This window comes from Selenihalanaerobacter shriftii (genome assembly GCF_900167185.1).
GTDB lineage: Bacteria > Bacillota > Halanaerobiia > Halobacteroidales > Acetohalobiaceae > Selenihalanaerobacter > Selenihalanaerobacter shriftii.
Genome location: NZ_FUWM01000038.1, coordinates 1 through 13370 on the forward strand (window position 1 = coordinate 1; position 13370 = coordinate 13370).

11 protein-coding genes and 1 pseudogene are annotated in these 13370 nt (G+C 29.8%); 1 reads left to right on the plus strand and 11 read right to left on the minus strand.

The annotated features are described in order from the left end of the window. Nucleotides 1-80: 80 nt before the first annotated feature. The 11 genes from B5D41_RS13480 to B5D41_RS14525 all read right to left on the minus strand — a co-directional run bounded on the left by B5D41_RS13480 (nt 81) and on the right by B5D41_RS14525 (nt 13030). The gene (locus tag B5D41_RS13480) at nt 81-1247 is read right to left on the minus strand and encodes a nucleotide sugar dehydrogenase (protein WP_078811155.1); all 1167 of its coding nucleotides are present in this window, start codon (nt 1245-1247) and stop codon (nt 81-83) included. Nucleotides 1248-1713: 466 nt separating this feature from the next. Beyond that, nucleotides 1714-3564 (minus strand): polysaccharide biosynthesis protein, encoded by a 1851-nt coding sequence (locus B5D41_RS13485; RefSeq protein WP_078811156.1) that lies wholly within the window; start codon nt 3562-3564, stop codon nt 1714-1716. A gap of 320 nt (nt 3565-3884) precedes the next feature. Continuing rightward, nucleotides 3885-5003: a DegT/DnrJ/EryC1/StrS family aminotransferase gene (locus B5D41_RS13490; protein ID WP_078811157.1), complete on the minus strand. Its 1119-nt coding sequence runs from the start codon at nt 5001-5003 to the stop codon at nt 3885-3887. Further along, nucleotides 5000-5650, minus strand: a complete 651-nt coding sequence (locus B5D41_RS13495; RefSeq protein WP_078811158.1) for a sugar transferase — start codon at nt 5648-5650, stop codon at nt 5000-5002. Before B5D41_RS13495 ends, B5D41_RS13490 begins: the two co-directional genes overlap by 4 nt. A 2-nt stretch (nt 5651-5652) precedes the next feature. Further along, nucleotides 5653-6513 (minus strand): sulfotransferase family protein, encoded by an 861-nt coding sequence (locus tag B5D41_RS13500; protein ID WP_200806478.1) that lies wholly within the window; start codon nt 6511-6513, stop codon nt 5653-5655. Between the two features lie 32 nt (nt 6514-6545). Next, nucleotides 6546-7733, minus strand: coding sequence for a glycosyltransferase family 4 protein (locus B5D41_RS13505; RefSeq protein WP_159442968.1), 1188 nt, complete (start codon nt 7731-7733; stop codon nt 6546-6548). A gap of 125 nt (nt 7734-7858) precedes the next feature. Next, nucleotides 7859-8983, minus strand: coding sequence for a non-hydrolyzing UDP-N-acetylglucosamine 2-epimerase (gene wecB / locus B5D41_RS13510; RefSeq protein WP_078811160.1), 1125 nt, complete (start codon nt 8981-8983; stop codon nt 7859-7861). Further along, nucleotides 8984-10102: a polysaccharide biosynthesis C-terminal domain-containing protein gene (locus B5D41_RS13515; protein WP_078811161.1), complete on the minus strand. Its 1119-nt coding sequence runs from the start codon at nt 10100-10102 to the stop codon at nt 8984-8986. A gap of 3 nt (nt 10103-10105) precedes the next feature. Beyond that, nucleotides 10106-11113 carry a polysaccharide biosynthesis protein gene (locus tag B5D41_RS13520; RefSeq protein WP_078811162.1) on the minus strand — a complete coding sequence of 336 codons (1008 nt, stop codon included), beginning with the start codon at nt 11111-11113 and terminating at the stop codon, nt 10106-10108. A gap of 127 nt (nt 11114-11240) precedes the next feature. Then, nucleotides 11241-12401, minus strand: coding sequence for a glycosyltransferase family 4 protein (locus B5D41_RS13525; protein ID WP_078811163.1), 1161 nt, complete (start codon nt 12399-12401; stop codon nt 11241-11243). Then, nucleotides 12398-13030, minus strand: a complete 633-nt coding sequence (locus tag B5D41_RS14525; RefSeq protein ID WP_078811164.1) for a CatB-related O-acetyltransferase — start codon at nt 13028-13030, stop codon at nt 12398-12400. Before B5D41_RS14525 ends, B5D41_RS13525 begins: the two co-directional genes overlap by 4 nt. 137 nt (nt 13031-13167) lie before the next feature. On the opposite strand from B5D41_RS14525, the pseudogene B5D41_RS13535 reads away from it, so the two are divergent. Further along, a pseudogene (locus B5D41_RS13535) lies at nt 13168-13370 on the plus strand (transposase); the annotation flags it as partial.

A 13370-nucleotide genomic window follows, 5' to 3' on the forward strand; every position in this document is an offset into this window, starting at 1 on the left:
TTTAAGAGTCGCTCTGGAAAGTATATTGACTAATTATAATTAGTAGCACCAGTTAATTATATTTAAGTTAATCCGAGGTGCTAATCTCTTCTATACAGATCTCTGGTATATACCTTTTCTTCAACATTTTCTAACTCTTGATTCATTCTATTTGCAACTATCAGATCTGATATATTCTTAAATTCTTCTAGATCCTTGATTACTCTGAAACCAGCAAATTCTTCTTTTTCTAGATTAGGTTCGTAAATGACTAACTCTACATCTTTATCCTCTAATCTATCTATTACTCCTTGGATAGCAGATGCTCTAAAGTTATCTGAGCCTGATTTCATGATTAGTCTGTAGATTCCTACTACTTCTGGTTCTTTCTTGAGTATAGAAGCAGCGATATGATCTTTTCTAGTGTCATTAGAGTCTACTATTGCTCCAATAATATCATTTGGTATTCCTTCATAGTTGGCTTTAAGTTGCTTGGTATCTTTTGGTAAGCAATAGCCACCATAACCAAAGGAAGGATTATTATAATGATCACCTATTCTTGGATCAAGACAGACTCCATCTATTATCTGTTTTGTATCAAGACCTTTTGTCTCTGCATAGATGTCTAGCTCATTAAAATATGATACTCTCATTGCTAAGTATGTATTGGCAAATAACTTAATAGCCTCTGCTTCTGTGGAATCAGTAAACAAGACTGAAATATCTTCTTTGATAGCTCCTTCGACCAATAGATCTGCAAATTCTTTTGCTCTCTGAGAGTCTTCTCCTACTACTATTCTAGAGGGATATAAGTTATCATATAAGGCCTTTCCTTCTCTTAAAAACTCTGGTGAAAATATAATATTATCAGTATTATATTTTTCTTTGATAGCCTTGGTATAACCTACTGGTATTGTTGATTTGATTACCATTGTTACCTCAGGATTTATTTCTAAGACATCTTCAATAACAGCTTCTACTGTTTCGGTATTAAAGTAGTCCTTCTCTGTATCATAATCTGTTGGTGTAGCGATAATTATAAATTCTGCATCTTTGTAAGCTTCTTCTTTGTCTAAGGTTGCTTTAAGGTTCAATTCTTTGTTGGTTAGGTAGTCTTCAATTTCTGGATCTACGATTGGTGATTGATTGTTATTGATTAAATCTACCTTCTCTTGTTCAATATCTAAGGCTACTACTTCATTATTTTGAGCTAAGAGGACTGCATTGGATAGTCCTACATAACCTGTTCCGGTGACCGCGATTTTCATAGTGTAACTCACTCCTCATCTATTAATAAAAAATAGTGATTATATCTTAATTAATTGCCCGTGCAGTCTAAAGCTCAAGACTGCTCGTGAGCAGATGATAATTACTGCTTCTTAAAAATTCTTTTTGGACACAGACTTTCACGAGACTAAAAACCGACCTAAGCTATTGATAATTTAGTCTGACACTGTTTTTAAAGTTTGCTAAAGGATCGGTAGCTCTATGTGTAATTAGTTGATTATAATACAAACATCAATTAATTATGTTTGTATTACATTTATTTTAGAATCATGAAGGAAGACACAAAAATTTATATATAACTCAATAAAACATAACACTTATAATTATATCTAAAGGTTAACAGTGATGCAATTAGAACTCTTAAGTCACGCTAATATGCTTATATCTTCTTCTTTAGCATTGATTAGTTTAATTTCTCCCTTTACTCAAAGCTTTAAATCCTCCTATCTAACTTATCCTTTCCATATTATCTCTATTAGGCTCATATGTACCTACTAAGTTCACTAAAGCGTTTACTATTGCCGATGAATCGCTAATCTTAATTAATCTTTCTAACTTATTTATATCATCATATAAAACCTTTTGATTAACTGATTCTAAATTAGTAATGAAGATTCGTTCATGATCTGTAGCTATACTATCTTCACCATCGTATAGTAATTCTTCATATAACTTTTCACCTGGTCGTAAACCGATGACCTCTATATCAATATCTTCTCCTAGTTCTAAACCGGAAAGCTTGATTAAATCCTTTGCTAGATCAATAATTTTTACTGCTTCGCCCATATCTAAAACGAATACTTCACCGCCTTGACCTAAAGAGCCGGCCTGAATGACTAGTTGTGCTGCTTCTGGAATAGTCATAAAGTATCTTTCGACCTCTTTATGAGTTACAGTTACCGGACCGCCTTGAGCAATCTGTCTTTTGAATAAAGGAATGACACTACCTTTACTACCTAAGACATTACCAAACCTTACAGCCATAAATTTAGTCTTACTCTTATTATTAATAGCCTGTGCTATCATCTCAGCAGTCCGTTTAGTAGCTCCCATAACATTAGTTGGATTAACTGCTTTGTCTGTTGAAACTAAAACAAATCGTTCTACATTAAATTCATCAGCTGTTTCAGCTACATTTTTAGTTCCTAATACATTATTCTTGATTGCTTCCTCAGGATTATATTCCATGAGCGGGACATGTTTATGAGCAGCAGCATGAAAGACAACATCCGGTTGATATTCAGCAAATGTCTGTCTTAATTTCTGCTTATCCCGTATGCTACCAATTACTGGGATAACCTCTATATTATTATAGTCATCTTTTAATTCTAACTCGATAAAATAGGTGTTATTTTCAGATATATCAAAGATGATTAATTGTTCAGGATTAAAACGGATTATTTGCCGACATAATTCAGCGCCAATAGAGCCTCCACCACCGGTAACTAGAACTGTTTTAGCTTGCAAATAAGAAGATATACCTTCAGTATTTAAGTCAACTTGGTCTCGTTTTAATAAATCTTCAACTTTAACCTCTCGAATCTGATTTAAATTAAATCCACCATTAATAATCTCATCTAAACCAGGTACTATCTTAATCTCTACTCCCGTTTGATTACTTAAATCATAGATGTTTTTAATTGCTTCACCAGAAGTCGAAGGAATAGCTATAATTACTTCGGAAACATCACGTTTGGCTATAATATCAGGAATGTCGTGACGATCACCTAAAACTCTCTTGCCGTGAATCTCTAAACCTATTTTCTCGGAATCATCATCTACTAATCCTATAACCTCTTTCCCTAATTCCGGATGCTTATACATCTCACGAATTAAAATTTCAGCAGCATCTCCGGCACCTACGATTAAGACCTTTATCCCAGCATCATTACATCTTTCATATTCTAGATAATCTTTTGTTAATCGAAGTATAAACCGTAATCCGCCTAAGAATAACAAATCTAATACACCACTAATAATTACAACACTGCGAGAAAAGCTTATCTGAGCCAAGAAAATATAAAGAGTAAATGAAAGATTAATTAAAGTAACTATTTTAATAATAGATTTTAATTCATTAATACTAGCATAACGCCACATCTTTTTATATAAGCCAGAAAAGTATAAAATTGTTAATCCGATTATAGATAAAATGATTGAATAAGAATAACTAAAGTGGCTTAGCCAGCTACCGTCGAATCTTAGGATAAAGCCAAAAATTAAGGCTAAATTAATTAATAATAGGTCAATAAATATTAGCCTTGGTTTCTTGTATAATTTTAATAAAAAATCAATCAAACTTATCACTCCTCCCCTAATGATGAATATTATTGGTTAAACACGGAGCATAATAATGGCATTTAAAATTATTAGACACGAGACTTACACTAGACTAGACACAAGACTTAAAAACAAAAAGACCAAGCTAATACTAGATAATATTTATAAAACTATTATTCATTTATTTATATAATTAACTTATTATACCTGAAGTTTACTAATTGATTAATTATAATAATCTATATCTGGCTATTCTTTAAAAGCTTTACTCAATCTTATTTTTAGCCTTAGTTTTAACTTCTTTAGTCTGTGCCCTGCCTGAGTTACTCTGTATTTAATTATTTTTTATCCTTTGTAATTCTCTCTTTTAGCGTCTCTACTACCTGCTGAACTTCCTGTTTGGTCAATTTATTATAAAAAGGTAGAGCAATTGTTGAATCTGTTACCTGCTCGGTAATTGGAAAATCGCCCCTTTGATAACCGAACTCTTCAATATAGAAAGGTTGTAAGTGAATCGGTGTAAAGTATGGCTTACACTGAATATCATTATTACGTAAATGCTCCATAACGCTATTCCGGTCAATTCCATCGACCAGTTGTATAACATAAACAAACCAGCTCATTTTAGTAGTTTCTTCTACTATAGATAAAGTTTTAACTTCTTCAGCATCAGCTAATAAACGGTTATATTCTGCAGCTACTTCAGCTCGTTTAGCTAAGATCTCTTCAATTCGTTCTAACTGAGCAATTCCTACCGCACAACTCATTTCATCAAGTCGATAATTATAACCTAAACGAACATGATCAAGCCATAAATCACTCTCACCTCGTCCTTGATTACGCGTACTCTTACAAAGTTTTGCTATTTCTTCATCATCAGTAACAATAATACCGCCTTCACCGGTTGTCATCTGCTTATTAGGATAGAAAGCAAAGACACTAGCATCAGCAAAAGTTCCTACCTTTTGTCCATTATGTTCTGCCCCTATTGCTTCACAAGAATCCTCGATTACCTTTAAACCATATTTATCTGCTATCTCCATTATTTCATTCATGTTAGCAGGCTGTCCAAAGACATCAACTGGTAAAATAGCCTTAGTTTTATCAGTTATTGCTGCTTCGATTTTATCTGGGTCAATACATAATGTTTCTTGGTCGATATCAACAAAGACAGGCTTAGCCTCTTCGAATAGAATACAGTTACTAGAGGAAATAAAACTGAAAGGAGTAGTAATTACCTCATCTCCTTTGCCTATGCCCATAGATCTAATTAACAAATGTAATCCACTTGTACCACTATTAACTGCTACTGCATATTTAGTTCCGATATATTCAGCAAATTTTTCTTCAAATTCATTTAACTTTGGTCCTAAGCTTAACCAACCTGAATCTAATACCTCATTAACTAATTCTTTTTCTCTTTGACCTATATCTGGTCCTGATAAACCGATAGTCATATTTTAAATCCCCTTTCTTCATCATTAATCTCATGATTAAATACTGTTCTAAAAATATATTTTATATCTTTAATAAAAGAATATTCTCTAATATATTTTTTATTTATTTCTACTTTATCAAGAAAAATAACTTCCTCATTATATTTCTCTGGGTCATCAACTTGGGCTAATATTTTTTCTTCTTCTCTATACTTTAAAGTAGCAGGTCCAGTTATTCCTGGTCGAACAGATAAGATCACTTTATCTTCTTCTTTTAAAGTTTCCATTATCTCAGGCACATCTGGTCGTGGTCCCACGAAACTCATATCACCTTTTAAAACATTTATTAATTGAGGCAACTCATCGATCTTCAATTTTCTAAAAATCTCCCCTGATTTAGTAATTCTAGGATCAGATTTAGTAGTTACTGTGGTATTAAAATTAATATTAGACTTCATAGTCTTAATCTTTATTACCTTAAACCTCTTACCATCTTTTCCTACCCTTTCTTGAGTAAAAAAGCCATTTTCTTTAGTATCAATTGTGGCAATAATATATGAAATTATAATTATTATACCGGTTAAAGAAAGTCCTACTAAAGAAAATAGTATATCGAAACTCCTTTTTAGTATTCTATCATACAACGAAATATTTACATTCTTCTTCATAACTATAACCTCTCATAAGTATTTGCTGTTAAACTTTTTATTTGCTTTATGACTTCTTGATTAAGTGTTCTTTTACCTTTTCCTACACTTTTAGTTGAAACATCTTTAACTAAACTTTTTAACTCTTTTTTATCTAAATCAACCTCTAAAAATTTTAAGATTTTATCTAGTTCTACTACTGGGTTTTTAACAAAATTTTCATAAGATATATGGTAAGTTCTTGATTGATTTATATTATTAAAGGCTTCAATAGAATTACTTACACATTTTTCCCATTGAATGGCACATGTTTCTTCTAATGATTTATTCTTTAAAACTTCATCCATCCCTTTAAATTTAGGTCCCCAATAAGCTAATCTTTTTTCTTTAGTAAAGAATTTATAAATTCTATTCGTAAAATATTTTAAAGCATAATATGGTAAATCTGTAATGGGAACATACCTTGCCTTTTTTAAAATATAAGCTAAATCTAATGAAGCAGTCCACCGTTTCTTAGCAGATGAAACAACATCAATAGGGTTTCTATAGATGTGTATATATTTAGCATCAGGTATAACCCGGTCAACAAAATCTACTCTAAGAGAATTAGCACATGTCTTTTCTACAATAAAATTAGCATCTGTTTTTTTATTTAATTTATCGAATTGCTTTCTGATATATCTTTTATTCTTTTCGTTGATATCTTCTATAGAAAATTCATCCGTTCTTTTGGATATATTACCATGTCGCCAAATATAATTTATTTCATCACAAGGCCAAGTAGCAAAGTTTTCAATAGAAGTTAATATATCTCTTAACATATTAGTACCTGAACGACCAGCACCAACTATAATAACAGGCTGGTAATCTCGACTGTTGTTCAATTATATCCCTCCTTTTCCAAGAGTTTTCTTTATTATTTAATTTCTTTAAGTATAGTTTTAGTAGCTTTTTCTGTTGTTAAGTACTCCTCATAATATTGTCTAGCGTTAATCGACATTTTGTTTCTTAAATTTTCGTTGTTTGCTACTTCCATTAAATTATTAATAAAATCAATTTCCTCACCATGTATAGAGAACAAACCAGCCTTAGCTTCATTTTCAAGAATATGACCGTAGTCTGTACTTTCATCTATACACGCAATGATTGGAAGACCTAATTTGAAAAAGTCTACTGTTTTAGAAGGAATATTAGGAATACTATATTTATTTACTAAGCTGACTATTCCCACATCACATGCAGTAACCAATTTTTCATATTGTTCTTTTGGAACATAATCAAGAATTTTTAATATTCCATCTATAGCTCTTTTCTTTAATCTTTCTTTCTGAGTTCCTCTTCCAATTAATAAAAACTTAATTCTTTTTGATTCTATTTTTTTAGCAATATTAAGTATAAAATCTAGACCTTGAGCTTTCCCCATGTTTCCTCCGAATACTGCTATGAAATCATCCTTCGTATAACCATAATCTTTTCTAATGCTATTCTGATCCACGCTTAATTTTTCTTTATAGTTAGACCAATTTCTTAATATATGCATCTTCTTTTCATCAACTTCTGGATTATGCTCTAAAACATATTTTATATTCCCTTGTGACATACAACCTATATAATCACTATATTTATAAAGGTTTCTCTCCATTCTTTTGAAAAATTTATAAATGAAAATATTATCAATTACTCCTAAATCTTTTGCGTTATCAGGGAAAATATCTCTTAAAATTAAGTAGGATTTTGAATTATACTTCTTTTTAATATATTTAATTAAAGGATTATAAGTTATAGGTGGACAAGAATGAATTATTAGATCAAAATCTATTTCAGAAAAATATTTTTTTACTGCTCTTTTAAAGAGGTGTCCAAGGGATAACATTGTCAGACCTTTTTCTATTAAATTTGTATCAAAGAAATTACCTGTCTTAACTCTTAAGACATTAACTCCATTTTCATTATTTAGTTTTGTAGATTCTCCATATTTCCTTTCTTGAATTGTAACAACATTAACATTATGTCCTTTATCAGATAATCGCTTTGTTAAATTCTTAAACATAGTATGATTATCAGGTTTGTTAGGATATGTTATAAACAAACATAGAATATCCATATTATATATCATCCTCCATTCCCGCATTACAAGCTACAACATTCCAGCAATAATTAATTACACTTCTCTAATATCTAGCAAATAACTTAAGGAAGTATTCTGTTGTGTTGTAGATTAAATTTGACCTATCTTTTATCCCAAACCACCTTATTGACAATATCTATATAACTAGTAATAATTTTAACTACTTTAGATGAAACGTCAGTATCTTCATAATCGAGAGGTAAATTAAATTGATCGTCATCAAACATTCCAGTAGCAATATCTATTGATTGAAGCATATTATTAGCTTCAATTCCTCCAATTACAATAGAGCCTTTATCTAAAACTTCTGGTCTTTCTGTACTAGTTCTTATTAAAACAGCCGGAAAATCTAACATAGCTGATTCTTCACTTAAAGTACCACTATCAGATAATACACAATATGCATTCTTTTGTAATTTATTATAATCAAAAAAACCAAAAGGTTTCAAGTTTCTAATTAAAGGATTAAATTCTACATCTCTTTCTTCTATTCTTTTTAGGCTTCTTGGATGAGTTGAATAAATAATTGGCATTTGGTATTTTTCTGCAACACTATTTAAGGAATTTACTAGATAATTAAAGTTATCTTCTAAATCTACATTTTCTTCTCTATGAGCACTTACTAAAATATAATTTTTTTCTTCTAAATCTAACTGCTCCAATACATCACTTTCTTCTATTTTATTCTTATGAACTTCTAATACCTCTCTCATAGGAGAGCCTGTTACATAAATATGTTCTTTTTTTACCCCTTCACTTAATAGATATCTACGACTATGTTCCGTATAAGGTAAGTTAATATCACTGATATGATCCACAATTTTTCTATTAATTTCTTCAGGAACATTTTGATCAAAACAACGGTTACCTGCTTCCATATGAAAGATAGGTATCTTTAATCTTTTAGCAACAATTGTACTTAAAGTACTATTAGTATCTCCTAATATTAATAAAGCTTCTGGCTCTTCCTTTTGTAATACTTCATAAGATTTTTCCAAGATATTACCAAGCGTAGAACCAAGATTGTCACCTACACAATCTAAATAATAATCAGGTTCTCGAATCCCTAATTCTTGAAAAAATATTTCATTTAAAGTGTAGTCCCAATTCTGACCGGTATGAACTAATATATGCTCAAAGTATTCATCGCACTTTTTTATAACTTCTGATAATCTTATGATCTCTGGTCTAGTACCTACAATAGTCATTACTTTTTTCTTCTTCATCTATTCCACCTCGCAATAATATGTGTCTGTATTATTTGGGTCAAAAATTTCATTAGCCCATATTAATAGAATCATTTCTCCGTCACCAAGGTTTTCAATAGAATGTGTGTATCCTGGTGGAATATCTACTACCTTCATCTCTTCTCCAGAAACCTCATATTCAATAATTTCATCGCTAAATATATGTCTAAACTTTATCAATGCTTCTCCTTTTAATACTAAAAACTTCTCATTCTTAGTATTGTGATAGTGATTACCTCTCTTTATACCTTCAACAGATGTAGACACAGAAACTTGCCCACTACTTTCAGACTTTATTACTTCGACAAAACTACCTCGCTCATCTGAATGAAGTTCTAGGTCATATGCAAAATCATCAGCCTCTAAATAAGTCAAGTAAGTTGCATGTAATGCCTTCATAAATCCATCTCCTAAATCAGGCACCTTCAATGTTTCTCTATTTTCTTTTATCTGATAAATACTATCTGCTAATTCTCCTAAAGTCACTTTAAATGTTCTTCTAACTGAGTAATAATTTTTTTCCTTATTCCTTACTTCTTTATTTAATTTCGCCATAAAAGAATTAACTACATCATCAATATATACTAATTCTAATTCATAATTACGGTCAGAAATATAAATATCTAAATCATGACTTATATTATGACAGAATGTTGCTACTACAGAATTGTAATTAGGTTTACACCATTTACCAAATACATTAGGTAACCGATATATATATATAGGAGCTCCTGTATTCTCTTTGTATTCTATTAAGATTTCTTCTGCCTTCTTTTTACTTTCTCCATACAGATTATTTAATTCAGCTTGACTTGATGAAGTAATTAAGATAGGAGTAGTTTTGTTTAATTCAATGAGATTTTTAGTCATATATTCTGTTAATCCAGCATTAACCTTCATAAATTCCTCATCATTCTCGGGTCTATTTACTCCTGCTAGATGAAATATAAAATCAGCTTTAGTTAACATTTCTTTTAATTCACTATAACTATTCTCTTTATCAAAAGTTAGTATCGTAATATCTTCTTGACGTTGTAATGTTTCCATAAAGTTTTGTCCGATAAACCCTTTAGAACCTGTTACTAAAATATTATTCATCTTTTACCCCTCTCTTAATTCTTTCTTTATATAATCTAGCTCTAATAATAGTTCCTTTAATTCTTCAACTGTCAAACGTTTTGTATTATGTGAATTATAATCGACCTGCTCTGAAAGTTCTTCTTTACCATCCTCAAAATATTTATCATAATTTAAATCTCTATTATCAGCTACTACTCTATAATAGTCTCCACAATCAATTGATTTGCTGAATTCCTCACTAGTTAATAAGGTCTCATATAACTTCTCTCCATGCCTTGTCCCAATAATCTTTATTTCATTATCAGCACTAAATATTTCTTTCAAAGCTTGAGCTAAAGTATCAATAGTTGCTGCAGGAGCCTTTTGTACAAAGATATCTCCAGGCTTAGAATTTTCAAATGCATATAATACTAAATCTACCGCATCTTCTAAAGACATCATAAATCTTGTCATCTGAGGATTGGTTATTGTTATTTCCTCACCATTCTTTATTTGATTAACAAATACTGGAATAACAGACCCTCTAGAAGCCATTACATTACCATATCTTGTACCACAAATAATTATATTATCTGTAGTTCGAGATTTAGCTACCATAACCTTTTCCATCATAGCTTTTGAAATTCCCATTGCATTAATTGGATAAGCTGCTTTATCTGTACTTAAAGTTACTAATCTTTCAACCCCATTATTAATAGCTGCATTTAATACATTTTCGGTACCAAGAATATTTGTTCTTACAGCCTCCATAGGATAAAACTCACAAGAAGGCACTTGCTTTAATGCAGCAGCATGAAAAACATAATCAACCCCACTCATAGCAAAATCTACACTATTATAATCCCTAACATTACCTATATAAAACTTGACTTTATCGTTTTGCAATCTTCTTCTCATATCATTTTGTTTTTTTTCATCTCTACTAAAGATTCTTATTTCTTTAATATCTGTATCTAAAAAACGATTTAATACTGCGTTCCCAAAAGAACCGGTTCCTCCTGTAATTAATAGAGTTTTATCTTTAAACATTATATCCCTCCATATTTATTAGATCATTAAATAAAATCATTTAGTATAATTAAACAGAATTTATATCAAATGACTTGTGATTTATCTAACTAAACCTCTATATATAATTTTAATATTTTTGATAAGACTAGAAATCTATACTTCTTCTTGCAATTTTTTTATATGAAAAAGTTTTGATCCCTTTTTCTTCTGCTACATTTTTCATATCTTTATAAATATCTTCATTATCTATAATATTTTTTAGTAAACTCTTTATATTATCGACACTATCTTCTGCTATAAATTTACAGTTACCTCCTAAATCAACATGTTTTGTTCCTTCCCATTTTTTAAAAACACAAGGTAAACCAGTAGCAACAGCTTGTTCCCATAAAACAGAATGCCTACCTGGGAACACACCTAAGTCAGAAGATAAAAAGTAATCGTAAACTTTATCTGATTCAAGCCAACCTATAAATTGTTTTTGGTTACCATCTATTAATCTAAGCACTTCTTTTTTTAGTTCATCAATAATTGATCCAAAAATTATAAGTTTTACATTCTCATAATTTAATTTATTGACTGCCTTTATTAATTTTATAATTTGTTTTTTAGCTAAATCAATTTTACCACCTGTGATTATTAAAAAATCATCTTTTGCTATATTATATTCTTTTCTTAAACTATTATTTATCGAATCTTCTTTATTAAATTTAATCTTCTCATCATCAGCACCCATTAATAAAAGTTTTGTTTTTTTCTTTGGTGTCTTATATATATTGGTTAAAAAGTCTACCCTGGCTGGTAAAACACCATAAAATTTTTCTGTATATGGTTCTATCCTTTTTGCACAATACCTCCATATCATTTTATGCAAAATGTTCTTTGAAAGCCAATTTTGAGCACTATTAGAGAAATCAGCATGATTATCAACAAAAACTTTAGTTTGTGGGTTTTTTTCTATATATTTTATCACTTCATTAATATCGCAAAACTGCAACCCATGAATAAAAATGATATCCGGTTTCTCATTCGATAAAATTTTGAATACATCATGATAATAACGTAATATACGATTATAGAACATTTTATTTTTATAATTTAGTCTTATAATTTTTACACCATATTTATTATAATAGGTTTTTTCTTCTTCTAAATAAGTTAATTCCCCTTTATCATCAAAAGTTTGCATAGATGCTATTACCGTTACATCATGACCTGCCTTCTTATGATATTTAGGTATCATATTCTCTTGATATCCAAAATCATCTATATAGAAACTTGCTAAACATAAATGTACTATTTTCATTTTAAAAACCTCTCAATATCTCTAAATTTATTTATATGTTTTTTTATTTCATTTTTATCCCATTCCCACCATTCTACTTCAAGAAGTCTTTGAACTTTCTTTTTATTAAATCTATACTTTATTAATTTTGCTGGTACTCCACCTACAATTGCATATGGTTCTACATCTTTAGTTACAACAGCTCCTGAAGCTATAATTGCACCATTGTTAATTTTGACACCATCCATAATAATAGCATTAGCTCCAATCCAAACATCATTACCAATAACTACTCTATCTGACTCTTTAAAATATTTCTTTTCTACAAATTTAACTCCCAAAGGATTATCCTTTTTATAAAAAATAGGAGAAGTTGAAACAAAATGAGTTGGATGCTTCCCAGGTCCAATTTTTACATCTGGTCCAATTGAACAATATTTCCCTATTTGACAGTTAAAAATAAAAGTTCCATAGCCTACATAAGAGTATTCACCTATTTTTACATTATGCAAATTACAAAATCTGTCTATATAAATATTTTCTTCAAATTTACAATCATTATCAAAATAACTTAAAGGAGATATTTTAATACTAGATTCGAACATTAAATTTTTAAAAAAACTTAATATAAATTTAATTAATCTTTTCATGTTATATTTACTCTCCTATAATATTTTTAATCCACCAATTTATCATTAATTTTGGATCGGTTTATAATTAATTGTACAGAAATTTCTCGGACATGATATAATATAGTAAAATAAAATCAATAATATGGAGGTATATCATGCCGAAAAGATATAATGATGAATTCAAAAAACAAATAGTTTCATTAGTTAATAATGGTAAAAAGCCAAGTGAAGTAGTTAAAGAATATAATATTGCCAGATCAACTGTTCATAAATGGGTAAAAATTATAAGAATTCAGGTTCATTTAAAGCCAAAGACAACAGAACTGATAAAGAAAAAGAATTAATTAAATTACGCAAA

Bases quoted from the DNA above. Each gene is read 5' to 3' on its own strand.
- B5D41_RS13480 (WP_078811155.1), bottom strand. From the start codon at position 1,247: ATGAAAATCGCGGTCACCGGAACAGGTTATGTAGGACTATCCAATGCA.
- B5D41_RS13490 (WP_078811157.1), bottom strand. From the start codon at position 5,003: ATGACTATCGGTTTATCAGGACCAGATATAGGTCAAAGAGAAAAAGAA.
- B5D41_RS13495 (WP_078811158.1), bottom strand. From the start codon at position 5,650: ATGAAGAAGAATGTAAATATTTCGTTGTATGATAGAATACTAAAAAGG.
- B5D41_RS13505 (WP_159442968.1), bottom strand. From the start codon at position 7,733: ATGGATATTCTATGTTTGTTTATAACATATCCTAACAAACCTGATAAT.
- wecB (WP_078811160.1), bottom strand. From the start codon at position 8,983: ATGAAGAAGAAAAAAGTAATGACTATTGTAGGTACTAGACCAGAGATC.
- B5D41_RS13515 (WP_078811161.1), bottom strand. From the start codon at position 10,102: ATGAATAATATTTTAGTAACAGGTTCTAAAGGGTTTATCGGACAAAAC.
- B5D41_RS13520 (WP_078811162.1), bottom strand. From the start codon at position 11,113: ATGTTTAAAGATAAAACTCTATTAATTACAGGAGGAACCGGTTCTTTT.
- B5D41_RS13525 (WP_078811163.1), bottom strand. From the start codon at position 12,401: ATGAAAATAGTACATTTATGTTTAGCAAGTTTCTATATAGATGATTTT.
- B5D41_RS14525 (WP_078811164.1), bottom strand. From the start codon at position 13,030: ATGAAAAGATTAATTAAATTTATATTAAGTTTTTTTAAAAATTTAATG.